The 25,216-nt window shown below is 44.4% G+C and carries 24 protein-coding genes; 7 read left to right on the top strand and 17 right to left on the bottom strand.

Annotation, left to right across the window (positions count from 1 at the left end; translation table 11 throughout):
- Positions 1-8: 8 nt before the first annotated feature.
- Both IGK63_RS01275 and IGK63_RS01270 read left to right on the top strand, forming a co-directional pair.
- The gene (locus tag IGK63_RS01275; RefSeq protein ID WP_016611501.1) at positions 9-1,454 is read left to right on the top strand and encodes a PLP-dependent aminotransferase family protein; all 1,446 of its coding nucleotides are present in this window, start codon (positions 9-11) and stop codon (positions 1,452-1,454) included.
- The gene (locus tag IGK63_RS01270; RefSeq protein ID WP_005232539.1) at positions 1,438-2,163 is read left to right on the top strand and encodes a nitroreductase family protein; all 726 of its coding nucleotides are present in this window, start codon (positions 1,438-1,440) and stop codon (positions 2,161-2,163) included. The genes IGK63_RS01275 and IGK63_RS01270 overlap by 17 nt, the downstream gene beginning before the upstream one ends.
- A 127-nt stretch (positions 2,164-2,290) precedes the next feature.
- Here IGK63_RS01270 and tuf read toward each other — a convergent pair whose 3' ends face one another.
- From tuf to rpsL, 4 genes are all read right to left on the bottom strand, one after another.
- Entirely contained in the window at positions 2,291-3,478 is a 1,188-nt protein-coding gene (tuf, locus tag IGK63_RS01265) for an elongation factor Tu (RefSeq protein ID WP_005226902.1), read from the bottom strand.
- A gap of 148 nt (positions 3,479-3,626) precedes the next feature.
- Positions 3,627-5,711, bottom strand: a complete 2,085-nt coding sequence (fusA, locus tag IGK63_RS01260; RefSeq protein ID WP_005226900.1) for an elongation factor G — start codon at positions 5,709-5,711, stop codon at positions 3,627-3,629.
- An 80-nt stretch (positions 5,712-5,791) separates the two neighbouring features.
- Complete coding sequence (gene rpsG, locus IGK63_RS01255) at positions 5,792-6,262, bottom strand: 30S ribosomal protein S7 (RefSeq protein WP_003127957.1); 471 nt, start codon at positions 6,260-6,262, stop codon at positions 5,792-5,794.
- Positions 6,263-6,332: 70 nt separating this feature from the next.
- Positions 6,333-6,746, bottom strand: coding sequence for a 30S ribosomal protein S12 (gene rpsL / locus IGK63_RS01250; RefSeq protein WP_003127956.1), 414 nt, complete (start codon positions 6,744-6,746; stop codon positions 6,333-6,335).
- Between the two features lie 304 nt (positions 6,747-7,050).
- Between rpsL and rpiA the strand changes: the two genes are divergently transcribed.
- The 4 genes from rpiA to IGK63_RS01230 all read left to right on the top strand — a co-directional run bounded on the left by rpiA (position 7,051) and on the right by IGK63_RS01230 (position 10,088).
- The gene (gene rpiA / locus IGK63_RS01245; RefSeq protein WP_005226875.1) at positions 7,051-7,725 is read left to right on the top strand and encodes a ribose-5-phosphate isomerase RpiA; all 675 of its coding nucleotides are present in this window, start codon (positions 7,051-7,053) and stop codon (positions 7,723-7,725) included.
- Between the two features lie 151 nt (positions 7,726-7,876).
- Positions 7,877-8,458 (top strand): recombinase family protein, encoded by a 582-nt coding sequence (locus tag IGK63_RS01240; protein ID WP_005226873.1) that lies wholly within the window; start codon positions 7,877-7,879, stop codon positions 8,456-8,458.
- A gap of 194 nt (positions 8,459-8,652) precedes the next feature.
- A complete protein-coding gene (gene gpmA, locus IGK63_RS01235) occupies positions 8,653-9,339 on the top strand; it encodes a 2,3-diphosphoglycerate-dependent phosphoglycerate mutase (RefSeq protein WP_005226871.1) in 687 nt (228 codons plus the stop codon).
- A gap of 101 nt (positions 9,340-9,440) precedes the next feature.
- A complete protein-coding gene (locus IGK63_RS01230; protein ID WP_005232551.1) occupies positions 9,441-10,088 on the top strand; it encodes an SGNH/GDSL hydrolase family protein in 648 nt (215 codons plus the stop codon).
- 52 nt (positions 10,089-10,140) lie between these two features.
- Here IGK63_RS01230 and IGK63_RS01225 read toward each other — a convergent pair whose 3' ends face one another.
- From IGK63_RS01225 to IGK63_RS01165, 13 genes are all read right to left on the bottom strand, one after another.
- The gene (locus IGK63_RS01225; protein WP_005232552.1) at positions 10,141-11,328 is read right to left on the bottom strand and encodes an iron-containing alcohol dehydrogenase; all 1,188 of its coding nucleotides are present in this window, start codon (positions 11,326-11,328) and stop codon (positions 10,141-10,143) included.
- 198 nt (positions 11,329-11,526) lie between these two features.
- Positions 11,527-12,231, bottom strand: coding sequence for a purine-nucleoside phosphorylase (gene deoD, locus IGK63_RS01220; RefSeq protein WP_005226852.1), 705 nt, complete (start codon positions 12,229-12,231; stop codon positions 11,527-11,529).
- 25 nt (positions 12,232-12,256) lie between these two features.
- Positions 12,257-13,075 (bottom strand): purine-nucleoside phosphorylase, encoded by an 819-nt coding sequence (locus IGK63_RS01215; RefSeq protein ID WP_008376402.1) that lies wholly within the window; start codon positions 13,073-13,075, stop codon positions 12,257-12,259.
- A 10-nt stretch (positions 13,076-13,085) separates the two neighbouring features.
- The gene (deoB, locus tag IGK63_RS01210; RefSeq protein ID WP_008376404.1) at positions 13,086-14,252 is read right to left on the bottom strand and encodes a phosphopentomutase; all 1,167 of its coding nucleotides are present in this window, start codon (positions 14,250-14,252) and stop codon (positions 13,086-13,088) included.
- Positions 14,253-14,446: 194 nt separating this feature from the next.
- Positions 14,447-15,400 carry an ABC transporter permease gene (locus IGK63_RS01205; RefSeq protein WP_005232556.1) on the bottom strand — a complete coding sequence of 318 codons (954 nt, stop codon included), beginning with the start codon at positions 15,398-15,400 and terminating at the stop codon, positions 14,447-14,449.
- Positions 15,400-16,551: an ABC transporter permease gene (locus IGK63_RS01200; protein WP_005226844.1), complete on the bottom strand. Its 1,152-nt coding sequence runs from the start codon at positions 16,549-16,551 to the stop codon at positions 15,400-15,402. Before IGK63_RS01200 ends, IGK63_RS01205 begins: the two co-directional genes overlap by 1 nt.
- On the bottom strand, positions 16,544-18,154 hold the full coding sequence (locus IGK63_RS01195) for an ABC transporter ATP-binding protein (RefSeq protein WP_005232559.1): 1,611 nt from the start codon (positions 18,152-18,154) through the stop codon (positions 16,544-16,546). The genes IGK63_RS01200 and IGK63_RS01195 overlap by 8 nt, the downstream gene beginning before the upstream one ends.
- 137 nt (positions 18,155-18,291) lie before the next feature.
- Positions 18,292-19,410, bottom strand: a complete 1,119-nt coding sequence (locus IGK63_RS01190) for a BMP family lipoprotein (RefSeq protein WP_034872080.1) — start codon at positions 19,408-19,410, stop codon at positions 18,292-18,294.
- Positions 19,411-19,473: 63 nt separating this feature from the next.
- A complete protein-coding gene (locus tag IGK63_RS01185) occupies positions 19,474-19,872 on the bottom strand; it encodes a cytidine deaminase (RefSeq protein ID WP_005226837.1) in 399 nt (132 codons plus the stop codon).
- Between the two features lie 51 nt (positions 19,873-19,923).
- On the bottom strand, positions 19,924-20,586 hold the full coding sequence (gene deoC, locus IGK63_RS01180) for a deoxyribose-phosphate aldolase (protein WP_008376411.1): 663 nt from the start codon (positions 20,584-20,586) through the stop codon (positions 19,924-19,926).
- 13 nt (positions 20,587-20,599) lie between these two features.
- On the bottom strand, positions 20,600-21,901 hold the full coding sequence (locus tag IGK63_RS01175) for a pyrimidine-nucleoside phosphorylase (RefSeq protein WP_034872081.1): 1,302 nt from the start codon (positions 21,899-21,901) through the stop codon (positions 20,600-20,602).
- 123 nt (positions 21,902-22,024) lie between these two features.
- On the bottom strand, positions 22,025-23,044 hold the full coding sequence (locus IGK63_RS01170; RefSeq protein ID WP_005226832.1) for a LacI family DNA-binding transcriptional regulator: 1,020 nt from the start codon (positions 23,042-23,044) through the stop codon (positions 22,025-22,027).
- Positions 23,045-23,294: 250 nt separating this feature from the next.
- Entirely contained in the window at positions 23,295-23,900 is a 606-nt protein-coding gene (locus IGK63_RS01165) for a class I SAM-dependent methyltransferase (RefSeq protein ID WP_016611508.1), read from the bottom strand.
- Positions 23,901-24,236: 336 nt separating this feature from the next.
- On the opposite strand from IGK63_RS01165, the gene coaA reads away from it, so the two are divergent.
- Entirely contained in the window at positions 24,237-25,160 is a 924-nt protein-coding gene (gene coaA / locus IGK63_RS01160) for a type I pantothenate kinase (RefSeq protein WP_016611510.1), read from the top strand.
- Positions 25,161-25,216: the final 56 nt, after the last annotated feature.

The raw sequence follows: 25,216 nt of genomic DNA, 5'->3' as shown, positions 1-25,216 counted from the left end.
GGTGCAGGATGGCTTCATCAAGTATCGACAAACAAAAGAAACAACCGATTTACCAGCAGATCGTGACCCATTTTATCGAAGAGATCCAAGCGGGAACCTATGGGCCTGGGGATCGTTTACCACCAGAGCGCAGCCTTGCTCAGACTTTTGACGTCAACCGTTCCACCGTCGTCAAAGCGTTAGATGAATTGAAGAGCTTAGGATGGATCGAACGAAAACAAGGCAGCGGCTCTCGCGTATTGGAAGGTCGTTGGGGGAACCGACAAACACCGCTTTCTTATTTGCGCTCGTCTTTAAGCAGCCCTTACTTGCAGCAAGACCCTTACGTTCAACAGATTCAGCACTTGCGCACCGAGAAGGATGTGCTGGATCTGTACACAGGTGATCTACCTACCGATCTGATTCCCGACTTCACGTTTCCCGCCTTTACATGGGAAGAGATCCGCAAAGAAAGCACCAAAGTATTACCGACGGGTTATGAGCCTTTGCAAGAAATCTTATTGCAGCACCTTGCTGATTCCTTCAATTTGCCCATCAGCGGTCAAAAACTAGTAATTACTGCCGGTTCGACGCAAGGAATCACCTTGCTGATGCAAGTCTTATTGCATGCGGGGGATTGTATTGCGACAGAGGACCCTTCTTTCTTGTTCTCTCTCCCCTTGTTTTCCACGATGAATGTCCAGCTGATTGGGATCAAACAAGATAGTGAAGGGATGCGGCCTGCGGCATTGGAAAAAGTGTTGAAGGAAAAGAAGATCAAATTCGTCTATCTGAACCCCACCTTCCAAAACCCAACTGGCCACACCATGAGCGAGCATCGGCGCCAAGCGATCATCCGCCTTTGCCAGACCTACCAAGTACCGATCATTGAGGATGATGTTTTTAGCGAGTTGGCTTTTGATGAAGTACCGCCCAAGCTAAAATCCATGGCTCCCGAAACCGTCATTTATTTAGGCTCGCTTTCAAAATTACTTGGGTCATCAATCAAAATCGGCTGGCTTTTGGTGCCAGAAGCGTTAGCCGACCAATTTGCCCAAGCGAAAAAACGGATGGCGATCGATACCACGATCTTCCCGCAAGTCCTTGCCAACATCGCCTTACGCTCCTCTGATTACCACCAGCAGCAGCGGACACTGCTTACAGAAATGGCCCAGCGCCAGCAAGACCTACTCCAACTCTTGCAGGCATTTCAGGAGGACTGGCAATGGCAGCCGACGAAAGGCGGTCTTTACCTGTGGTTGACTTGGCGTCACCGCACATTGACTCGCAAAGATTGGTCGCTCTTTTTGGCGAACGATTGCTTAGTAGCACCTGCGTTTCTTTTCAGTAACGATACGAATGGCTTGCGTTTGAACTATACCCGCTTAGCCAAAGATGATTTACCACGATTTCAAGAACGATTCACAAAAATCACCCAACAGTTAAAGGAGCAAACCTATGAACGAAACCATTGAGCTTTTGCACAATCATCGCACTTACCGACAATTTGACCCTGACTACCGCTTGAGCCAAGAACAAGTAACCGCGATTTTGACTGCCGCTCGTCAAGCACCAAGCTGGATGAATGGGCAAGCCTATTCGATCCTGGTGATCGACGACCCGCAGATCCGCCAACAAATGGTCGAATGGAATACTGGCAATCCTCATATCGCAGCAAGTTCACTCTTTCTGCTATTTTTAGCTGATTTAAATCGAACCAAAAAAGTTGCTGACGAAAAACAGACTCCCTATCCAATCGATGAGGGCTATCAGCCACTATTGATCGCCACCACTGATGCCAGCATCGCTTTGCAATCTGGTGCGATCGCTGCTGAATCACTGGGCTTAGGCACCGTCATTTCTGGCAGTGTCCGCAAAGACAGCGCCAAAATCGCTGAATTGTTGCACTTACCAGAATATGTCTATCCTGTGGCTGGCTTGAGCATCGGTAAACCAATCGTAGAAATGAAGGTCAAACCTCGCTTGCCAGAAGAAGCGGTCATTCATTACAACCATTATCAGGACTATTCTTATGAGGCGATCGAAGCGTACGATCAAACGATGACTGCTTTTGGAGAAGCCCGCGAGACCAAACCATGGTCAGAAAAATTCGCTGGCTTTTACAGCAATCGTCCTGACCAAGGATTTGACGCCTTCTTGAAGAAGCAAAATCTAATAAAATAAAAAGCACCGCTCTCTTTAGCTTCGATGAACCGTAACGGATTCATCAACGCTAGAGAGAGCGGCTTTTTTCTACAAAAGTCAAAAAAAGAGCAAAAGCGCGTACGCTTTTGCTCTTCGATCAATCAAATTAAGCTTGGATTGAAGTTACAACGCCTGAACCAACAGTACGTCCGCCTTCACGAATTGAGAAACGAGTTCCGTCTTCGATAGCGATTGGGTGGATCAATTCAACGTCGATTGTTACGTTATCACCAGGCATAACCATTTCAGTTCCTTCTGGTAATTCAACAACACCAGTTACGTCAGTTGTACGGAAGTAGAACTGAGGACGGTAGTTAGTGAAGAATGGAGTGTGACGTCCACCTTCTTCTTTTGTTAAAACGTAAACTTCAGCTTTAAATTTTGTATGAGGTGTGATTGTACCAGCTTTAGCCAATACTTGTCCACGTTGGATGTCTTCACGAGCAACACCACGTAGCAATGCACCAATGTTATCCCCTGCTTCAGCATAGTCTAACAATTTACGGAACATTTCAACACCAGTTACAGTTGTTTTAGCAGTTTCTTCAGCAATACCAACGATTTCAACTTCGTCACCAACGCGAACTTGTCCACGTTCAACACGGCCTGTAGCAACAGTACCACGTCCAGTGATTGAGAATACGTCTTCGACTGGCATCATGAATGGTTTGTCAGTGTCACGTTCTGGAGTTGGAACGTATTCGTCAACTGCAGCCATTAATTCCATGATTTTTTCTTCGTATGAAGCATCGCCTTCAAGAGCTTTCAAAGCAGAACCAGCGATTACAGGAACATCGTCGCCTGGGAAGTCATATTCTGACAATAAGTCACGAACTTCCATTTCAACTAATTCTAGTAATTCTTCGTCATCAACCATATCCATTTTGTTTAAGAAAACAACGATGTATGGTACACCAACGTTACGTGATAACAAGATGTGTTCACGTGTTTGAGGCATAGGACCATCAGCAGCAGATACTACTAAGATCGCGCCGTCCATTTGAGCAGCACCAGTGATCATGTTTTTAACGTAGTCCGCGTGTCCTGGGCAGTCAACGTGAGCATAGTGACGTGCTTCAGTTTCGTACTCAACGTGAGCAGTTGAGATAGTGATTCCGCGTTCGCGTTCTTCTGGAGCGCCATCGATTTGGTCGTAAGCTGAAGCTTGAGCCAAACCTTTTTTAGATAATACAGTTGTGATAGCAGCTGTAAGTGTAGTTTTACCATGGTCAACGTGTCCGATCGTACCAATGTTTACGTGGGGTTTAGAACGGTCAAATTTTTCTTTTGCCATTTTAAAATGTTCCTCCTAAAAATGCAGTTTATTTTTTATATTTGATAGGTAGGGAGCCGCAGCTCCCCATCCCTTATCATCGATAATATTGTACACGAAACTCAGAAAAAAATATAGCTTTTTACTTAATTTCCTATACTTCCATCAATTATTCAGCTTTGCCGCCGTTTTTCTTGATGATTTCTTCTTGAACAGATTTTGGTACATCTTCATAGTGATCAAATGTCATCATGAACGTACCGCGACCTTGTGTTGATGAACGAAGTGTCGTTGCGTAACCAAACATTTCAGCTAATGGCACGATTGCGTTCACGATTTGTGAGTTACCGTGTGCTTCCATTCCTTCTACGCGTCCACGACGAGCAGTTACGTGACCCATAACATCACCTAAGTAATCTTCTGGTACAGTGATAACTACTTTCATCATTGGTTCAAGAATTACTGGATTTGCTTTCTTCGCTGCAGCACGTAAAGCCATAGAAGCTGCAACACGGAAGGCAGTTTCACTTGAATCGACATCATGGTATGAACCATCATAAAGTTTTGCTTTGATGTCTACTAATGGGTAACCGGCTAAGACACCGTTCGCCATTGAGTCTTCAAGTCCTTTTTCAACTGCTGGGATGTATTCACGAGGAACCACACCACCGACAATCGCGTTTTCGAATTCGAAGCCTTTACCTTCTTCGTTTGGTGTAAATTCGACCCATACGTGACCGTATTGACCTTTACCACCAGACTGACGTACAAATTTACCTTCCGCTTGTGTTGCTGCACGGAATGTTTCACGATAAGAAACTTGAGGCGCACCTACGTTTGCTTCAACTTTAAATTCGCGACGCATACGGTCAACTAAGACGTCCAAGTGAAGTTCTCCCATACCAGCGATAACAGTTTCGCCTGTTTCAGCGTTTGTTTCCACACGGAATGATGGATCTTCTTCAGCAAGTTTTTGTAAAGCAACCCCCATTTTATCTTGGTCAGCTTTTGATTTAGGCTCAACAGCGACTTCGATAACTGGTTCTGGGAATTCGATTGATTCAAGGATTACTGGTGATTTTTCATCACATAGTGTATCCCCAGTTGTTGTGTCTTTCAAACCAACAGCAGCGGCGATATCGCCTGAGTATACTGTTTGGATTTCAGCACGTGTGTTGGCGTGCATTTGTAGGATACGACCGATACGTTCGCGTTTGCCTTTTGAAGCATTCAATACGTATGATCCAGAGTTCAAGATACCTGAATACACACGGAAGAATGTCAAACGACCTACGAATGGGTCAGTCATTACTTTAAATGCTAATGAAGCAAATGGTGCTTCATCGTCAGCCGGACGATCAGTTTCTTCGTCTGTTTTAGGATTGATCCCTTTAATCGCAGGAACATCAAGTGGTGAAGGCAAGTAGTCGATGACTGCATCCAACATCAATTGAACCCCTTTGTTTTTAAAGGCAGATCCACAAAGAACAGGGAAAAAGTCAACAGTCAGTGTTGCTTGACGAATACCAGCTTTCAATTCTTCTTCAGTGATTTCTTCACCTTCCAAGAATTTCATCATTAGTTCTTCATCAGTATCAGCAACAGCTTCGATTAATTTTTCGCGCCATTCTTCAGCTAATTCTACATATTCTTCAGGAATTTCAGTCTCTTGGATTTCAGTTCCTAAGTCATTTGTGTAGATTTCAGCTTTCATTTTTACTAAGTCGATAATACCAGTAAAGTCATCTTCCGCACCAATTGGTAATTGGATTGGGTGAGCATTTGCTTGTAAACGATCATGTAAAGTTGATACAGAGTATAAGAAGTCTGCACCAATTTTGTCCATTTTGTTACAGAATACAACACGTGGTACGCGGTAATCTGTCGCTTGACGCCAAACTGTTTCTGTTTGAGGTTCTACACCTGATTGTGAGTCCAACACAGTTACAGCACCATCAAGTACACGCAATGAACGTTGCACTTCGATTGTGAAGTCCACGTGTCCTGGTGTGTCGATGATATTTACGCGGTTTTCTTTCCATTGCGCAGTTGTCGCAGCAGAAGTGATTGTGATCCCACGTTCTTGTTCTTGTTCCATCCAGTCCATTTGAGAAGCACCTTCATGTGTTTCACCAATTTTATGGATTTTACCTGTGTAATAAAGGATACGTTCAGTTGTCGTTGTTTTACCAGCGTCAACGTGGGCCATGATCCCGATATTACGAGTTTTTTCTAGCGAAAATTCTCTTGCCATTCTAGGTTGTTCCCCTCTCATTCTTACTTAACTTAAGCTAAGGTTGTCTCAGTACCTTCCAATAAAAAGCAGTGAGGATCTTACCAACGATAGTGAGCAAATGCGCGGTTGGCTTCCGCCATTTTGTGTGTGTCTTCGCGTTTTTTCACAGAAGCACCAGTGTTGTTTGCTGCATCCATGATTTCTTTTGCAAGACGTTCTTCCATTGTGTGTTCGCCACGCAAACGAGCGTAGTTTACCACCCAACGAAGACCTAGAGTTGTACGACGTTCAGGACGTACTTCTACTGGTACTTGGTAGTTAGAACCACCGACACGGCGAGCTTTAACTTCCAATACAGGCATAATGTTTTTCATTGCTTGTTCGAAAACTTCCAATGGATCATTTCCTGTAGATTCTTTGATAATGCCAAAAGCATTGTAGATAATATTTGCAGCAACACCGCGTTTACCATCAACCATTACACGGTTGATCAAACGAGTTACTAATTTTGAGTTATAAATAGGATCTGGTAAAACATCACGTTTTGCAACAGGACCTTTACGAGGCATCCGTAACTCCTCCTTCCGAGATATCAGTTCTGATTTAAATAAGATTCATTTGATCTGTTTGTCTTAAAGATTAAGCTTTAGGACGTTTTGTACCATATTTAGAACGAGATTGTTTACGATCGTTAACACCGGCAGTATCCAATGCACCACGAACGATATGGTAACGTACCCCTGGTAAGTCTTTTACACGTCCACCACGTAACAAGACCACGCTGTGTTCTTGTAAGTTGTGTCCGATACCTGGAATATAAGCTGTCACTTCAATCAAGTTTGACAAACGAACACGCGCATATTTACGTAGAGCTGAGTTCGGTTTTTTCGGTGTCATAGTTCCCACACGAGTAGCTACCCCACGCTTTTGAGGTGAGTTAACATTCGTTTGAGCTTTCTTGAAACTGTTATATCCTTTGTTCAATGCTGGTGAATTTGATTTTTCAACCTTGGATTTACGAGGTTTACGTACTAATTGATTAATTGTAGGCATCCCTAGTTGTCCTCCTTCCTTGATTCGCTTTATAGTCCCACACATCCAGGTGGTTCTTTTTTTGCGATAAAAAATAATGCATTCTCTGCATTCATATCAACTATGCTTTGATAGACAGTCAGCACGTCTCCAACGAGAGACCTGTAGATAAAGCACCTTTGATAGAATATCATGCTTATTCTTACCTGTCAAGTATCCTCCCAAGCTTTTTTCAAAAGAAATCTGTTACGAAAAAATCCGCAAATTTTGCGCTTCTTCCTATATAATAGAGACAAAGCATTTATTTAAAAAAGGCGGGAAGAAAATGAACCTAAAAGAAATGGTCGGCATTGAAGCGGCTAGTTATGTAAAAGATGGCATGGTCGTTGGCTTGGGCACTGGCTCAACAGCCTACTACATGATTGAAGAACTGGGTCGACGTGTAAAAGAAGAAGGTCTATCGATCACTGGTGTCCCAACTTCTTGGGCATCGAAAAAACAAGCAGAAGGATTAGGTATCCCGATTCGCACCATCGATGAAGTGGACGCTGTGGATCTAACGATCGACGGTGCAGATGAGATCAGCAAGGATTATCATGGCATCAAAGGCGGCGGTGCAGCCCTTTTATTCGAAAAAATCGTGGCGTCTAACTCCAAAAAAGTTTTGTGGATCGTTGATGAATCGAAAATGGTCGAAACACTTGGTGCCTTCCCGTTGCCAGTGGAAGTGATCCCTTATGGCAGCCAACAACTGTTGCGTCTGTTCGAGAAGAAAAACTACCATCCAAAACTGCGTCTGAATGAAGAAGGCGAACCTTTAAAAACCGATTGCAGCAATTACATCATCGATCTTCATCTAGAAACGATCACCGCTCCTACTGAGTTGGCACAGGAATTAGATGCTACAGTGGGCGTGGTTGAACACGGTCTGTTTTTGGATATGGTTCATACGATCATTGTCGGATTGCCTGAAGGACCGAGTACCAAGCACGTTAGATAAAGGAAACAAAAAAGGAGAAGCAAAAATGCTTCTCTTTTTTTCGTTATTTTTCTTCAATCGACTTAATTTTTATTATTTTTTGTGCAAATTACCCTATCATTTAAGAAATAATTATGATACATTCAATAAAAAGGGAAAGGTAGGAGGGTTTATGAAAATCATAGGCTATGCTCGTTCAACGATCACCGATAACTCAACAAGTGAACAATTAAACAAGCTCGAAGAATTTGGGTGTCATGAATTTTTCCATGAGACATTTAGCGTGGAAGAAAGTGAAGAAAATCATTCATTGGAGTCAGTGGTGGCACAAATGCAGCCCGGTGACACCTTAGTCGTTACGGAACTGCATCGTTTAGGGAAGACGACCAGACAGCTGACCGATCTCACGGATCTATTAAAACAGCGAGAGCTTCATCTGGTTTCACTGGCAGAACAAATCGATACCCGCGGTCCGATGGGACAGGTTTACTTCAATTTGATGGAAGGACTTGCGATCATGGAACGCTCACTCATCAAAGAGCGCACGCTGGTCGGCTTAAATAAAGCCCGCAAAAAAGGCAAAATTGGCGGTCGTCCAAAGATCGATCCAAAAACGATCAAAAAAATCCGTCAATTGTACTACGAAAAAAAAGAAACGATTCAATATATTTCTGAAAAATGCGGTGTTTCTGTAGGTACATGCTATAAATACATAAAATTATCCGAAGAAGAATGGAACAAGTTACGTTCATAGTTGTCGACTCCCCCTAGAACAGCATGAAACAAAAGCGGTCCTCTTTTTAATGATCCCCTTTTGTTTTTCCTTAAGAATGGCGTTTTCCCCCAGCTTTTCCTCCAAAACCATGGAAATTCTTTGAGAAAGAGTGTACAATAAATACGGAATTGAAAATTTCAGAAAAATATCGAATATCTAAAGGAGAGTTTTACATGCCAAAATTAGTATTTTCTCGTCATGGACTAAGCGAATGGAACAAATTAAACCAGTTTACCGGTTGGGCTGATGTTGATCTAGCGCCAGAAGGTGTCGAAGAAGCAATCGAAGGCGGACGTAAAATCAAAGAAGCAGGCATCGAATTTGACGTTGCTTACACATCTGTTTTAACTCGTGCCATCAAAACTTGTAATTACATTTTAGAATATTCTGATCAACTTTGGGTACCAACGATCAAATCATGGCGCTTAAACGAACGTCATTACGGTAAATTACAAGGTTTAAATAAAAAAGAAACTGCTGAAAAATACGGTGACGAACAAGTACACATCTGGCGTCGTTCTTACGATGTTTTACCTCCATTGATGGAAGCTTCAGATGAAGGTTCTGCTGCAAACGACCGTCGTTATGCAATGCTTGACCCTCGCGACGTACCTGGTGGAGAAAACTTAAAAGTTACTTTAGAACGTGCATTGCCTTTCTGGCAAGATGAAATCGCCCCAGCATTAAAAGACGACAAAACTGTCTTAGTTGCGGCTCACGGAAACTCTCTACGTGCATTAGCAAAACATATCGAAGGTATTTCTGACGAAGATATCATGGATCTTGAGATCCCAACTGGTCAACCACTTGTTTATGAATTGAACGATGATTTGACTGTTGCGAAAAAATACTACTTATAAGCCTCGCTTATCGCTGCCCTTTTTAACCAAAGGGCAGTTTTTTTATTGGCATTTTCTCCCCCCTCTTTTATAATTGAGGGCATACTCGAAAGGAGCTTATTATGAAACTAGTCAAAAATGATACCGTTTTATTTTTAGGTGACAGCATCACAGATTGCGATCGTGATCGCCAAGACCCCCACGATTTAGGACATGGGTTTGCCCGTCTCGTTGCCGATCAGCTGGCAGAGAAATTCCCCACTGCGGGCTTTACCTTTTATAACCGCGGGATCGGCGGCAATAAAGCTGCCGATGTCTTAGCCCGTCTCCAAGAAGATTGCCTCCAATTAGCGCCTGACGTCTTGGTCTTTATGATTGGGATCAACGACACGTGGCACAATGCCGGTGGTCCCGATTTTGGTTCAGAAGCTGCGGCAACGTCCTTTGAGGCAACCTACCGTCAAATTCTGGAACAAGTGACCCAACAAGGGATCACGCGTATTTTCTTGCTGGAACCTTTTGTATTGCCATATCCTGAAGATCGCCAAACCTGGCGGATCGATCTTGATCCGAAAATCCAAATCGTTCGTCGCTTAGCTGCCGCCTTTCATTGTCAACTGCTGCCGCTGGATGGCTTGTTTGCCGAAGCATCCGTCGCTAGCTCCCCACAGGCACTGACAGGCGATGACGGTGTGCACCCTACTCCTGCAGGACACGCCTTGATTGCGAATCAGCTAATGGCCCGTTTGGCTTTTTCTTCTGAAGGGTAAATAAACAGACCGCTCCGCGACAACCAAGTCGCAGGAACGGTCTGTTTAATGATTAAAGATAGGTTGAAGGAGTCAAGGAATCTTGGTAGATTGCGATCACGTCTTCTTCTTGTAGCGGTACATACGCATTTGTTGCAATAGAGCTGAATTGAACTGCTTGAGCCGCCATTTCAGCAAAATGAGTGTCATCGGCGATTCCCACTTCTGGCAAAGTCATCGGAATATCGCAAGAAGCAAAAAAGTCATACAGTTTTTGAATCCCCATTCGGGCAGCTAATTCTGGCACTGCTTCTTGGACACCAAAGACTTCTCTGGCAAAACGCGCAAATTTCGGCGCCGTTTCTTCATTCAATACATGAAGCATCCAGCGTGGGGTCAGGATCGCTAAGCCGATGCCATGGGTAATGTCATAAAACGCACTCAACTCATGCTCCATCGCATGACAAGACCATGCACCACCCTTGCCGCTTCCAGTCAAACCATTTAAGGCTAAGGTGCTCGCCCACATCAAATTCGCCCGTGCGTCATAGTCCGAGGGATCCTTTAATGCGATGGGCAGATTTTTAATGACTGCTTTTAGCAATCCTTCTGCTACACCGTCTTGGACATCTGTTCCTTCTGTTTTACTGAAATAATTTTCAATCAGATGGCTCATGATATCCGCTGAACCGGCAGCCGTTTGATAACGACTGACACTAAAGGTCGTTGTTGGATCTAAAAAGGATACTTTCGGTAAAAATTCGGGTCCGTGAACGCCAAGTTTTTGTTTCGTTTCTAGATTAGAGATCACTGCGCCGCGATTCATTTCACTGCCGGTAGCCGCAAGGGTCAAGATCGTTACTAATGGAATCGCTGGTCCTTGATAGCTTCTGGAAAGTACTAAGTCCCAAGGCTCTTGCTCACTGCAAGCCGCCCCAGCAATCACTTTGCTGCAATCAATTACAGAACCGCCGCCAACAGCTAAAATGACGTCGATCTTTTCTGAACGACAAAGAGCGGCTCCTTGACGAACGGTTTCGATTCGTGGATTTGGATCGACACCAGTCAATTCAGTGACTTGATTGCCGTTGGCAGTCAATTGCGCCATGACTGCATCGTACAAGCCGTTTTTCTTGATACTGCCGCCACCATAGACTAGCAAGACGTTTTTTCCAAATGTATTCAGTACTTCTGGCAATTCGTTCAGACGGTCTTTCCCAAAACGAATGTCCGTCGTTACATGAAACGTAAAATTATTCATTGTCTCGTCTCCTTTTTACACCTTTTCTTTTCATTAAACCATTTTCTGGCAAAAGTGCAACGCTTCTTCGTGGCTTTTTGCCAACAAAAAAAGATAACACATTCTCGGTTGCATGCAAACCAATACGATTTGGCTGCTTGCTCTCTCAAAAGCAAGCAGCCCTCGCATCGTTCATGCACCGATCCTGTGGTATCTTTTTTACGCAATCGCTGTTTCTAAGCCAACTTTGATCATGTCGTTAAACGTCGTTTGTCTTTCTTCTGGCGTTGTTTCTTCTCCAGTGATGATGTGGTCGCTGACAGTACAGATCGCTAAGGTTTGAACGTGGAATTTCGCCCCTAAATAGTATAAGGCTGCGGCTTCCATCTCAACACCCATCACTCCAAGGTCTGCCAACTGTAACGTTTCCGTCATGTCATCTTTGTAGAAGGTATCTTCAGATAAGATGTTGCCGACGTGGGTCGTAAATCCTGATTCAATCGCTGTATCATAGGCTTTACGCAGCAGTGCAAAGTCAGCGATTGGTGGGAAATGGAAACTTTGGAAGTTTTTTGCCACCATCGAGGAACTTGTTGCTGCCGCTTGGGCAATCACAAGATCACGCACATGGACATCTTTTGAGATGGCACCACACGTACCGACCCGAATCAATTTCTTCACGCCGTAAGAGTTGATCAATTCATGGGCATAGATGCTCGCTGAAGGCATGCCCATGCCGGTTCCTTGGACAGAGACCCGCTCGCCCTTATAAACGCCTGTATAGCCCAACATTCCCCGAACATTGTTGTAACAGATCGGGTCTTCTAAAAATGTTTCAGCAATATATTTTGCCCGCAGTGGATCACCTGGTAACAAGATTTTGTCTGCGATCTCGCCTGCTTTTGCTTCGATATGAACGCTCATTCGTTTTTCTCCTTTGGTCTGCTTTTTATAGTACTGCTAACGTTTCTTTGATCAACGCTTTAAATTCTGCCTTGACCCGTTCCGTCGTTTCCACGACTTCTTCGTGATTCAAGCTCGCTTGCATACCAGCAGCCAAGTTTGTGATGCAAGAAACACCTAAGACTTTCAAGCCACTGTGAACAGCAACGATCACTTCTGGGACAGTCGACATACCGACAGCATCGGCACCGATCGTCCGAGCAAAGCGGATCTCTGCTGGCGTTTCATACGTAGGACCTGAGAAGCCCATATAGACGCCTTCTTTTAAGTGCAATCCTTTTGATGCGCCAACTTTTTGTGCCGCTTCCCGATAAGGCAAATGGTAAGCTTGGCTCATATCTGGGAAACGTGGACCCATTTCTTCTTCGTTTTCACCAATCAGTGGGTTGTCCCCCATAAAGTTGATTTGATCGGTGATCAACATCAAGTCTCCAGGCTGGAAGCTTTCGTTCACACCGCCACAGGCATTGGTCACGACTAAGGAATGAGCTTTCAATGCCGCCATCACACGGACGGGGTAAGTGACCGTCTGCATCGAATGGCCTTCATAATAATGGAATCGTCCTTGCATCGCTAAGACTTTTTTCCCAGCTAATGTTCCATAGACCAATTGTCCAGCATGACCGACCACTGTCGAAACAGGAAAATGCGGGATATCGTTATAAGGCAACACGATTGGATTTTCGATCTCATCGGCTAGTTCACCTAAGCCAGATCCTAAAATCAACCCAAATTCCACTTCACCGACGCCGCTTCCTTTGATAAATGCCGTTGTTTCTTGTAATTTCTCATGTAACGTTGTCATTTCATCACCTCTAATTTAAATGTTTTAAAAAGCTTGTTCCGTTTTCTGTAGCTGAAACACCAAAGTTTTCAGCGATCGTTGCGGAAATATCCGCATAGTAGCCTTGTGGCAATTGGCCTTGGCCTTGAAATTTCTTGCTGTACGCTAGTAATGGCACATATTCTCTCGTGTGATCCGTTCCCGTAAAGGTTGGGTCATTGCCGTGGTCAGCTGTGATCAACAGCAGATCCTCGTCTCCCATTGCTTCTAAGAGTTCTGGAATACGCAAATCAAAATCTTCAATGGCGTGGGCATACCCTACGACATCGCGACGGTGACCATAAAGCGCATCGAAGTCGACTAAGTTCGTAAAGCTTAGACCCGTAAAGTCTTGTTTCATCACCTTCAATAATTGATCCACACCGTCCATATTGCTCTTCGTCCGTACAGAATCGGTGATTCCTTGCCCGTTGAAGATATCATTGATTTTCCCAACGGCGATCACGTCTTTTCCAGCTTCTTTCAATGAATCTAACACTGTATGGCCAAATGGATCGAGTGCGTAGTCATGACGATTGCTCGTACGAGTAAAGTTTCCAGGCTCACCGACATAAGGACGCGCGATGATGCGGCCGATCATATACGGCTCATCTTTCGTGATATCCCGAACGTACTGACAAATACGATACAATTCTTCTAATGGAATGATTTCCTCATGAGCGGCGATCTGCAACACTGGGTCAGCCGAAGTGTAAACGATCAGATCCCCGGTCTTCATTTGATGTTCGCCAAAGTCATCAATGACTGCTGTCCCAGAATACGGCGCATTGCAGACGATTTTGCGTCCAGAGAACGCTTCGATCTGTTGCAATAATTCATCGGGAAACCCATCTGGAAATACGCGGAAAGGCTTTTGGATATTCAAGCCCATGATCTCCCAGTGACCCGTCATCGTATCTTTCCCAACAGAAACTTCTTCCAATTTGGTTGCATACCCATCATGGTCAGCTACCGCCTTTACGCCTTCTAAAGGACGAATCGTCCCTAGGCCTAATTGTTCCAAGTGAGGGATCGTTAAGCCTGCTTCTTTTGCAATATGGCCTAATGTATCTGAACCGACATCACCAAAAGCTGCCGCATCAGGTGCTTCACCAATTCCGACTGAATCCATCACGATCAAGTGTACACGTTTAAACATTCTATTCCCTACTTTCTTTATTTTATGCTTTTACAAGCGGATCTACTACCTCTATCATACTAAACTTAAGCAAAAATTGCGCTGGGTTGCTTTGGAAATTTCCTGACGCTTTCCTTTCACCCAGAGGATAGAAAAAGGGCAGGACACAGCAACACATTCATGTCCCATAGCCCCACCCTTTCATACTGAAAAAATTATTTAGATTTAATGTAGTTCTTCCCGTTAGCTTTCGGACCAGCAGCTTTTCCAAGGAAAAGAACGAGCACGATGATCGTCAAGGCATAAGGCGCAGCTTGTAAGTAAACTGCTGGAATGGAAGAGATGATTGGCAGCTGGCCACCTACGATACTGATGTTTTGCGCGAAACCGAAGAAAATCGCTGCTCCCATCGCACCAAGTGGATTCCATTTACCAAAGATCATCGCAGCCATCGAGATAAACCCTTGACCGGCGATCGTTGTCACAGCAAAGCGACCCGCGATCGATTGAGCAAACAAGGCACCGCCCATCCCACCAAGGAATCCAGAGATCAAGACGCCTGAGTAACGCATCACGTAAACATTGATCCCTAAGGTATCAGCTGCTTGAGGATGCTCACCGACAGAACGAAGACGCAACCCAAAGCGTGTTTTGAAAATCACGAACCACGCGATCACTGAGATCAAAATGGCGAAGTACGCCGGTAAGAACGTTTGATTAAAGAAAATCGGGCCAATGATAGGAATATCTTTAAGAATCGGGAAATTGAAATACCCCAATGTCCGTTGGATGTTATCGGTTTGCCCTTTGTTGTAGATCGCTTTAACTAAGAACACGGCCAAAGCTGGTGCCATCAAGTTCATCACCGTACCACTGATGATGTGGTCTGCACGGAAGTTGATGGTTGCCACCGCATGCAGCAAGGAGAAAACCACACCGACAAGTCCGCCGACGAGCATCCCTAACCACGGTGTCCACGCACCAAATTGTGACGCAAATTCAATATTGAAAACAATCGAGCTAAAAGCACCCATAACCATGATTCCTTCAAGACCCACGTTAACGATCCCGCTTCGCTCTGAGAACACGCCACCTAGCGCCGTCAAAATCAGAGGAGACGCATAAATCAATGTTTGAGTGACGATAGAAGAAATTAAACTAATATCCATTAGATGGTTCCTCCTTCCTGATCTTGATCGTTTGGTTGGGCTTCAATCTCCTGTACGACCAGCGCTTCTTTTTTGCCGTCAAAGATTTTTGCCAACAAGAAACGAATCACAAAACTGATCGCTACGAAGAAAATAATAATTGCGATATTAACATCAACTAATTCAGATGGAATACCTGCAAACTGCATGCCTTGTCCACCTAATTTCAAAATACTGAACAAGAGGGCTGAAAGCAAGATTCCGATCGATGAGCCGCTTCCTAACAAGGATACAGCCATACCGTCAAACCCGATGCTTAATGATGACCCTTGAACGAAGAAGTTTTCAAACGTTCCTAGTCCTTGAACAACTCCACCTAATCCGGCAAGTGTCCCAGAGATGATCATGGAGATAATGATCGTCCGTTTGCTGCTCATCCCAGCATATTCAGAAGCGCTTGGGTTCAAGCCCACCGCGCGGATCTCATAACCAAGAGTGGTTTTTTTCATCAAGAACCAAACCAAAACTAAGAAGATCAAGGCTAAGAAGATCCCTAAGTTCAAGCGAGAGTTGCTCGTGATGCTTGCTAGAAACGGCGTCTGCATGGAGGCATTTTCCCCCACCATTTTCGTGACCCCTTTTGTCGTGATCATGGATTCACTCATCACATTATTGACTAAATGGTTCCCCGTATAAAGCAAGATATAGTTCATCATGATCGTCACGATGACTTCACTTGTTCCAAAGAATGCCCGTAGGAAACCAGGAATCGCAGCTGCGATCGCCCCGCATAAAGCCCCTACGATCACGGCTAATGGCAAGACCACCAACCGAGGCGCATCCGGCATCGCCAGTGCGACCCAGATACTGGCAACCCAACCTGCTAGCGCTTGACCAGAAAGACCGATATTGAAGAATCCTGCTGAGTTTGCAACGGCAAATCCCAGAGCAGTAAAGATCAAGGGTCCTGCTGTAACAAAAATCTCACCAATGTTGCGGGCATTTAACCCACCTGTTTGTCCGTTGATAAAAACGGTCCGGAACATTTGTGTATACCCTGTGATCGGGCTGTAGCCGAAGGCCGCCATGATGATTCCGCCAAGGACGAATCCCAACAAGACAGCGATGATCGGCACTAATATATTGCGGATCTTTTCTTTGCGGTTATTCAACCGAACCACCTACTTCCTCCATTTGCAGCTCTCGTCTTGCTTCCTCCAAGGAGTACCCTGCCATCAACAAGCCAAGCTCTTTCTCTGATGTTTCTTTCGGATCAACGACCCCAACGATCTCACCAGCATGAATAACAGCAATGCGGTCTGATACATTCAAAATTTCATCTAATTCAAAGCTGACTAATAAAACAGCTTTGAACTTATCCCGTTGTTCAATCAAGCGTTTGTGGATAAATTCGATCGCTCCGACATCCAACCCACGGGTCGGATTGGCAACGATCAATAGATCAGGATCGCGGCTGATTTCTCGTGCGATAATCGCTTTTTGTTGATTCCCGCCGGACAATGCCCGTGCCGGTACGATCTCATTGACTGTTCGTACGTCAAATTCTTGAATCAAGTCACGAGCAAACTCGTTGATTTCTCCATAATCTAAGACACCTGCATTACTCAAAGGTTTTTTGTAGTAGGTTTGTAAGGCGATGTTTTCTGATAACATCATATCCAAGACAAGCCCGTATTTATGGCGGTCTTCTGGCACATGACCAACGCCGGCTTCGGTGACTTTCCGAGGCTTGAAGTTGGTGATGTCATCGCCATTCAGCAAGACCTTGCCACTTTCGACTTTCCGTAAACCAGTGATGGCTTGTAACAGCTCTGATTGCCCATTGCCATCAATACCAGCAATCCCCAATACTTCACCTGCACGTACTTCTAAGCTTAAGTTTTTGACTGCTTCTAAGCCACGGTTTTCTTTTACGACTAAGTTTTCAACAGAAAGCACGACTTCTTTTGGTGACGCCTCTTTCTTCGGTGTCTTGAAGGACACAGAACGACCAACCATCATATCGGCCAACTGTTGGGAGCTGACGTCTTTGACATTGACAGTGCCGATCCCTTGCCCCCGACGGATAACTGTACAACGGTCTGCCACCGCTTTGATCTCATCCAGTTTGTGGGTGATCAAGATGATCGATTTCCCTTCACGCACCAATCCGCGCATGATCTCGATCAGTTCTTCGATTTCTTGCGGTGTCAAAACTGCCGTTGGTTCATCAAAAATCAGTACATCTGCGCCGCGGTAAAGAGTCTTCAAGATCTCTACCCGTTGTTCCATCCCAACAGAGATGTCACGCACATAGGCATCTGGATCAACCGATAAACCATATTGTTCAGAAACTTTTTTGATTTCTTTGCGGGCTTTCTTGCGATCTAACACACCGAGATGATGGGGTTCGCTCCCCAAAATGATATTTTCTGTTACAGTAAAGGCGTCTACCAGCATGAAATGCTGATGCACCATCCCGATCCCCAATTTGTTTGCTGCGGTCGGACTCGTGATATTCACTTTTTCACCATTCATCCAGATTTCACCAGATGTTGGTTCCAATAATCCTGACAGCATATTCATCAAGGTCGACTTGCCCGCTCCATTTTCACCAAGCAATGCGTGGATTTCTCCTGGCCTTACTTGCAAGTTGACATCGTCATTGGCTTTGAACGTTCCAAACTCTTTGGTGATATGACGCATTTCTACAACATATTTTTCCTCAGCCAAATTACTCACATCCTTACTTTCTAATTCGCTTATACAAACCATTCGTCATGTCAAAAAAATAATTGCTATTGCTTAGGATGATTACTATCCTCATGAAAACCCGTAGCTTTCATCAACATAGTAATCCAACAACGATCATCTTGCCCTAGGCTAGGGCAAGATAACCGAAAAGAACCACTTTATTTTTCAGGTGTTTCTGGTACTTCTACTTTGCCGTCGATCACGTCTTGTTTCGCTGTTTCGATCGCTGCTTTGGCATCATCTGAAAGGAACCCTTCAGTAATGTCTACACCGCCATCTTTCAAGCCGTAAACAATGTGTTCGCCGCCAGGGAAGTTATCTTCTAACGCACGAGTTGAGATATCTTGTACCGCTGCGCCAACACCTTTCAATGTTGAAGCCAGTGTGAAGTTATCTTCTTTGCCGTCAGCAGTTGTGAATTTTCCTTCGTCTTGTTGATCGCTATCCACACCGATGACCCAAACTTTTTTGTCTTCTAGGTCTGCTTCGTTCAATTGTTCGTTGATTGCTTTTGCTTCCTGGAAGACACCTGCACCAGTACCGCCAGATGCGTGGAAGATTACGTCAGCGCCGCCTTGATACATTGAAGCTGCCAATGCTTTTCCTTTGGCAGGATCACCAAATGATGCTGCATATTGAGAATCAATGGTAATTTCTTTGCCTAGTTTTTCAGCTGCGTCTTGAACACCCTTTGTGAAACCAGCTTCGAAACGGTCGATAACGACGCCTTCTTCACCACCGATGAAGCCGACTTTGTTTGTTTTGGTTGTATAAGCTGCAGCATAACCAGCTAAGTAAGCTGCTTCATTATCTTTAAATGTTGCTGAAACAACGTTGTCTTTGCCTTCGATCACATCATCGATGATCCCGAATTGTGTATCAGGGTTTTGGTCAGCTGCTGCTGCGATTGAATCTTTCAATAAGTAACCCACACCGAAAATCGTTTTGAAACCATTTTGAACGGCACCATTTACGTTTGTTGTGTATTCTGATGCTTCATTTGATTGCACGTAGTCATAACCACCAGCACCGCGAGCGATCCCGTGTTCTTCCCCCCATGCTTCTAAGCCTTCCCATGCGGATTGGTTGAATGAACGGTCATCCACCCCGCCGATATCGGTAACGATTGCGACACTATGCGCTGCATCAGTCGTACCGTCTGCAGAACCGCCACCAGTTGAATCAGTTGAACCTGAATTTCCTCCGCCACAAGCACCAAGTAAAGTCAACCCAGCTACTGCAACAATACCTAAACTAAATAATTTTGCTTTTTTCATTGCTGTAAAGCCCCCTAAAAATATAGTTTTTTTCAACAGCCGCATCGACTGAATGAACATGGTTTATAAATCTTTGTTCGTAAAGTAATAAGGCAATAGGCCTTCTACCGTGGTTTCTTTGATGACACCATCATCGCCGACTAAGGTCACCGGCATATCTGGCGCACAAAATTCCACCATGACCTGGCGGCAAGCACCGCAAGGAGAGATCGGTTCTGGCGTATGACCCGCCACAACCAAATGTTGAAACTCTTTTTCGCCTTCAGAAACGGCTTTGAAAAAAGCCGTTCGTTCTGCGCAATTTGTTAAGCCATATGAGGCATTTTCAATGTTGATCCCTTGATATATCGTCCCATTTTTGGCAACGAGACAAGCACCGACCGGAAACTTAGAGTACGGCACATACGCTTTATCTAAGGCGGAAACGGCGGTGTCGATCCACTCTTTTTTCGCTATTGTCATTGTCTTCCCCGCTCTTGTTTTTAATTTTTGCTACTTTACTTAATGCTAGGCTTAATAGCCAGCACCTGTTGAGCCAGTCACGATGGCAACACTTGCGCTTGTTCCTAAGCGATTTGCCCCCGCTTCGACCATAGCTGCCGCTTCTGCTTCGTTGTGGATACCACCGGAAGCTTTGACACCCATTTCTGGTCCTACAGTTTCACGCATCAAGCGAACATCTTCAATGACTGCCCCACCAGTTGAAAAGCCAGTTGAGGTTTTCACGAAATCTGCACCGGCTGCTTTGGCTAATTCACAGGCTTTGACGATTTCTTCGTTGTCTAATAACGCTGTTTCAATGATTACTTTGACAAGCGCTTTGTCTTTGGCTGCTTCAACGACTGCTTCGATGTCTGCTTGAACTTTTTTGTATTGTTTTGATTTCAAGGCACCTACGTTGATTACCATATCGACTTCATCTGCGCCGTTTTTGATCGCATCTGTTGTTTCATAAGCTTTGACCTCAGATGTGTTTGCCCCTAAAGGAAAACCGATCACGGTACAAACAGCCGTTGGTTCGCCTTGTAATTTTTCTGCTGCTAATGAAACCCACGTTGGATTGATGCAGACAGAATAGAAGTGATAGGTTTTTGCCTCTTCGATGATTCGTAAAACATCTTCCTCCGTTGCGTCTGCTTTCAAAATCGTGTGGTCGATCATGCGATTCAATTCCATTTTTATTCGCTCCTTATTCTGTAATAATGTCATGGATCAATGGCGGTTCTGCGCCATCTTCCCCAATTTCAATATTTTGGTCGATCAATGCTTTGACATCCTCGATTGCTTCGGTATTGCTATAGATCGTCAATAGCGATTCCCCTTCAGATACGGATTCGCCAACTTTCTTATGCAATTTGATGCCCACTGCATGGTCGATGTCTTCGTCTTTGGTCTTACGACCTGCCCCTAACATCATCGCCGCGATCCCTAGCTCATTGGCAACTAATTTCGTCACCACGCCGCTAGTTTTCGCTGGGACCTCAACTTCATATTTTGCTGTCAAAATCTTGCTCGGGTCATCGATCACTGAAGCGTCTCCGCCTTGATCTATGATCATCTGTCTGAATTTTTCTAACGCTTTGCCTGAATGCAAGGCTTCTTCCAACAGTTGGCGTGCTTCTTCCAATGAATCAGCTTTTTTCGCTAAAACGACCATTTGGCTGCCCAGTGCATAGCACATTTCTTCCAAGTCTTTCGGTCCTTTTCCTTGCAGTGTCTCAATAGCTTCCACCACTTCCAAACTGTTCCCGATCGCTTCCCCTAGAGGTTGTGACATATCAGAAATGACTGCCATCGTTTGGCGATTTGCCAATTTTCCGATGCGGACCATCGTTTGGGCTAAGCGTTTGGCATCCTCCAAGTTTTTCATAAAGGCGCCATCGCCTGTGGTTACATCTAACACGATCGCATCGGCACCTGCCGCGATTTTTTTACTCATGATCGAGCTGGCGATCAATGGGATCGAACTAACCGTTGCCGTCACATCTCGTAAGGCATACAGTTTTTTGTCCGCAGGAGCTAAATCTCCTGATTGACCGATCACGGCCACTTTACTTTCGTTGACTAATCGGATAAAGTCGGCTTCAGAAAGCTCGATTTTAAATCCAGGGATCGCTTCAAGCTTGTCTAACGTCCCTCCGGTATAGCCTAAGCCGCGGCCAGACATTTTCGCAACCGGTACGCCAACACTAGCCACTAATGGCGCTAGGATCAACGTGGTCGTATCACCAACACCACCAGTCGAATGCTTATCGACTTTGATTCCTTCAATTGAGGATAGGTCGATCACTTCACCAGAATTTGCCATTGCTAGCGTTAAGTTCGTGATCTCTTCATCTGTCATATCTACATAAAAAATAGCCATCAACAAGGCACTCATTTGATAATCTGGAATACTTCCTTCAGTATACGCAGTTACAATGTAGTCAATTTCTTCCTTCGTCAATGACTTGCCGTCACGTTTCTTTTCAATTAAATCCACCATTCGCATCGAAATGACCCTCGCTTCCTTTAACATTATACAATAATTTTTCGTAGGGTAAACCACTTTAGTAAAACAGTTTACTAAATATCGCAAAACTATGAAAACACTTACAAGAAGAAATATACCGCATTATTTCTCGCTTGTCAATGTCTTCACGCTCTCACGAATAATTAATTTTGTATCAAAAATCTTATTTGGAATTCGCCGTGTCGGAAACTCAATGGCGTCCACTAAAAACTTCGCTGCGGTAAAACCGATCTCAAAGGTCGGCTGCATGACCGTGGTAAGCGGTGGTGTGATGTATTCCGATAATTTCAAGGCATCAAAGCCGATCACCGAGTAGTCTTCTGGTACTTTTTTACCCGCCTCATAAATCGCTTGATAACAGCCGATCGCCATGGCGTCGTTGCCGCAGAAGAACGCTGTGATCTCTTTGTACTTCAATAATTCTTTCGTTGCTTCGTACCCGCCGGTAACCGTTAATTCAGCATTTTCTACATATCGGCCTTTAAAAGGGATCTGATGGTCCTTTAAGGCATGGCGATAGCCATTGAACCGTTCCTCTAATTGATAGTAGCCGGTGATTTCTTTGAGCATCGCAATGTTGCGGTGACCGTTTTTGATCAAATAACTGACGGCTTGGTAGGCACCTTCGTATTCTTTCACGATCAAACGACCATTGTCCCGCTGATTGATCCCGCGATCGACTAAAATAATTGGTCGGTCATCAAAGAACCCGCTCTTCAAGGAATAATCCTCCGGCAGTAAATGCGGCGTCGCTAATAAGATACCATCTACCGAACGATGAGACAGTTCATTCAAATATTGAACCTCTTTTTCTTGGCTGTGGCGCGAATTGCATAACACTAGCATGTAACCTAGTGGATTGAAATAACTTTCCGCCCCTTCAATGACTTTAGAGAAAAAGAAATCCGTCACATCAGGCACGATCATTCCGATCGTTTTTGAATGGCGGTTGATAAGATTCGAAGCAAAAAAATCCGGCTTATAGTGATATTTATTTACGATATCTAAGACCCGCTTCCGGGTTTCTTCACTAAAACGGCTGCCTTTATTGTTTAGGATCTGCGACACGGTCGTGACAGAGACGCCAGCCATTTCAGCAATCTGTTTAATCGTCAATTTCATCTGCTTCTCTCCTCTCTTGCCTAAAGTGTAGCAAATTTTTCTCAAAAAAAATAGCACACTTTCAACAAGTGTGCGACTTTCTTTTTCGTTGATCAAAAATAGCCCGATGATATAGACAGCTGATTAACCAACGCTGCAATTGCCCGAAAGGCTGTTGGCAATAGGCTTTTTGAGAAACCAACTGGTCCAGTTGCTGCTAACCAGCGCTTGCCTTGGCGATGCCTTTGATCTGCTGAGAATCAAAGAGCAGCTACGCTTCTTTTACGCTTTGAATGATGTAATAGCCTTTGTCTTTTTTGATGATTTCGGCATTGCCAAAGGTCTCTTGCATTTTCTTTTGAGCACTCGGCGCCCCTTGTTTCTTTTGGATCACGATCGTTAAAGTTCCCCCTGTTTTTAGTAGCGGAAACGCCCCTGTCAAAATCTCATGGACGACTTCTTTTCCTGCCCGAATCGGTGGATTGCTGAGGATCGCCGCATAAGCAGGTTGATTTAATTGGGCATAGATATTGGATTGATGGATATCTACCTGTTCAATGCCGTTACGCTGGGCATTGCCTTTTGCCAAATCCACTGCCCGCTGATTGATATCGATCATCTCGACAGGTCGCTGACTTGCATAAGCCAACGATAAGCCAACAGGACCATAGCCACACCCAACGTCTAGCAGACTTCCTTCTGGCAGCTCCGCCCACTCAAACGCATCGATCAGCACCCGCGAGCCGTAGTCCACCGTGTCTCGGGAAAACACCCCGCTATCTGTCACAAAATGAAACTTCTTTCCTCTTAATTCAAACGACCACTGTTCAAAATCATGGGCTGTATCAGGATTTTCTGTATAGTAATGATTACTCATGTTTATGCTCCTTTCTTCTATTCCCTTTTCGCTTGTTTTTTCTACTGGCTTCTACTGGTTTTTTCCTTGTTGCTTCTATTAGAACGAGTGAACGTAGTGAAAACACCAGTAAAAAGGCGTGCAAGATTTGTCTGCTGCTTCTTTCTAATCATACCGAAAAACAGCCAGAAGTAAACGCCCAGCAAAAAAAACAACGAAAAAACAGTTTTTTGTTGTTTCTGCAAAGGAAATCATGTCTTTTTTCCAAGTTCAGCGGGTTTCTATGGTAAAATACTTTCGAACAGTGGCCTATCGCTTCTAAGAGAAACCGATGATGCCGCAAAAAAGGAGCCTACTATGCAAGAAACCATGAATTTTTATCAAATTCCTCGTGAGCAATGGCAAGGGTTTTATACGAACGGAATGATGCCTTTCACTCAAGAAGAATTGGATAATATCAAAAGTTTGAACGACCGGATCTCGGTCCAAGATGTGGAAGATGTTTACGTGCCTTTATGCCATCTGATCCATCTTTATATGAAAGAGTTTGAATCATTGACCCTCAGCAAGGGACTCTTTTTACACCGCTATGTTAAAATGCCGCCTTTTATCATCGGCATCGCCGGAAGCGTCGCCGTCGGCAAGAGTACCACCGCACGGCTCGTCCAAAATTTATTGGCCCGTTTGTTTCCCCGCAGAACCGTCCAACTGATCACCACTGACGGCTTTTTGTATCCGAACGAAGTCTTGGAAGAACGCGGCAGCTTGAATCGCAAAGGATTTCCAGAAAGTTATGACATGGAAGCCTTGATCAACTTTTTGAATGCGGTCAAATCAGGAGAACCAGACATCCAGATCCCCGTCTACTCCCATGAAGTCTACAATATTATTCCTGATACGTATGAAACGATCAGTCAACCAGATATCTTGATCGTGGAAGGCATCAATACCCTGCAACTACCTGCCAACCAACAAATCTATATCAGTGACTTTTTTGATTTTTCAATTTTCGTGGACGCCCAACCGGTACTGATTGAAAAATGGTATTTGGAACGATTTGAATCATTACTAGACACTGCCTTTCAAGACCCTAGCAATTATTATTACCAATATGCGATCGGGGATCGCAAGGAAGCGATTAAAATGGCAAAAGAAGTATGGAAAAATGTGAATTTAAAGAATTTACACGAGTATATCTTGCCTACACGCAGCAGAGCCGATATAATTCTTCATAAAACAAAGCACCATTTGATCGATGAAGTGTTCTTGCGCAAGTATTGACCGCTTCATTTTTATAATTATGCTGTTGAAAAGGCCTAGCCTTTTTTCAATAAAAA

This window comes from Enterococcus sp. AZ040 (assembly GCF_050499185.1).
Lineage (GTDB): Bacteria > Bacillota > Bacilli > Lactobacillales > Enterococcaceae > Enterococcus_D > Enterococcus_D entomosocium.
The sequence above is the reverse complement of the archived record's forward strand: the minus strand, read 5'-3'. Positions and strand labels throughout refer to the sequence as shown.

What these genes read in the sequence shown, in the direction of transcription:
- IGK63_RS01275 (WP_016611501.1), top strand. Translation starts at nt 9, where the DNA reads ATGGCTTCATCAAGTATCGACAAACAAAAGAAACAACCGATTTACCAG.
- IGK63_RS01270 (WP_005232539.1), top strand. Translation starts at nt 1,438, where the DNA reads ATGAACGAAACCATTGAGCTTTTGCACAATCATCGCACTTACCGACAA.
- tuf (WP_005226902.1), bottom strand. Translation starts at nt 3,478, where the DNA reads ATGGCAAAAGAAAAATTTGACCGTTCTAAACCCCACGTAAACATTGGT.
- fusA (WP_005226900.1), bottom strand. Translation starts at nt 5,711, where the DNA reads ATGGCAAGAGAATTTTCGCTAGAAAAAACTCGTAATATCGGGATCATG.
- rpsG (WP_003127957.1), bottom strand. Translation starts at nt 6,262, where the DNA reads ATGCCTCGTAAAGGTCCTGTTGCAAAACGTGATGTTTTACCAGATCCT.
- rpsL (WP_003127956.1), bottom strand. Translation starts at nt 6,746, where the DNA reads ATGCCTACAATTAATCAATTAGTACGTAAACCTCGTAAATCCAAGGTT.
- rpiA (WP_005226875.1), top strand. Translation starts at nt 7,051, where the DNA reads ATGAACCTAAAAGAAATGGTCGGCATTGAAGCGGCTAGTTATGTAAAA.
- IGK63_RS01240 (WP_005226873.1), top strand. Translation starts at nt 7,877, where the DNA reads ATGAAAATCATAGGCTATGCTCGTTCAACGATCACCGATAACTCAACA.
- gpmA (WP_005226871.1), top strand. Translation starts at nt 8,653, where the DNA reads ATGCCAAAATTAGTATTTTCTCGTCATGGACTAAGCGAATGGAACAAA.
- IGK63_RS01230 (WP_005232551.1), top strand. Translation starts at nt 9,441, where the DNA reads ATGAAACTAGTCAAAAATGATACCGTTTTATTTTTAGGTGACAGCATC.
- IGK63_RS01225 (WP_005232552.1), bottom strand. Translation starts at nt 11,328, where the DNA reads ATGAATAATTTTACGTTTCATGTAACGACGGACATTCGTTTTGGGAAA.
- deoD (WP_005226852.1), bottom strand. Translation starts at nt 12,231, where the DNA reads ATGAGCGTTCATATCGAAGCAAAAGCAGGCGAGATCGCAGACAAAATC.
- IGK63_RS01215 (WP_008376402.1), bottom strand. Translation starts at nt 13,075, where the DNA reads ATGACAACGTTACATGAGAAATTACAAGAAACAACGGCATTTATCAAA.
- deoB (WP_008376404.1), bottom strand. Translation starts at nt 14,252, where the DNA reads ATGTTTAAACGTGTACACTTGATCGTGATGGATTCAGTCGGAATTGGT.
- IGK63_RS01205 (WP_005232556.1), bottom strand. Translation starts at nt 15,400, where the DNA reads ATGGATATTAGTTTAATTTCTTCTATCGTCACTCAAACATTGATTTAT.
- IGK63_RS01195 (WP_005232559.1), bottom strand. Translation starts at nt 18,154, where the DNA reads ATGGTTTGTATAAGCGAATTAGAAAGTAAGGATGTGAGTAATTTGGCT.
- IGK63_RS01190 (WP_034872080.1), bottom strand. Translation starts at nt 19,410, where the DNA reads ATGAAAAAAGCAAAATTATTTAGTTTAGGTATTGTTGCAGTAGCTGGG.
- IGK63_RS01185 (WP_005226837.1), bottom strand. Translation starts at nt 19,872, where the DNA reads ATGACAATAGCGAAAAAAGAGTGGATCGACACCGCCGTTTCCGCCTTA.
- deoC (WP_008376411.1), bottom strand. Translation starts at nt 20,586, where the DNA reads ATGGAATTGAATCGCATGATCGACCACACGATTTTGAAAGCAGACGCA.
- IGK63_RS01175 (WP_034872081.1), bottom strand. Translation starts at nt 21,901, where the DNA reads ATGCGAATGGTGGATTTAATTGAAAAGAAACGTGACGGCAAGTCATTG.
- IGK63_RS01170 (WP_005226832.1), bottom strand. Translation starts at nt 23,044, where the DNA reads ATGAAATTGACGATTAAACAGATTGCTGAAATGGCTGGCGTCTCTGTC.
- IGK63_RS01165 (WP_016611508.1), bottom strand. Translation starts at nt 23,900, where the DNA reads ATGAGTAATCATTACTATACAGAAAATCCTGATACAGCCCATGATTTT.
- coaA (WP_016611510.1), top strand. Translation starts at nt 24,237, where the DNA reads ATGCAAGAAACCATGAATTTTTATCAAATTCCTCGTGAGCAATGGCAA.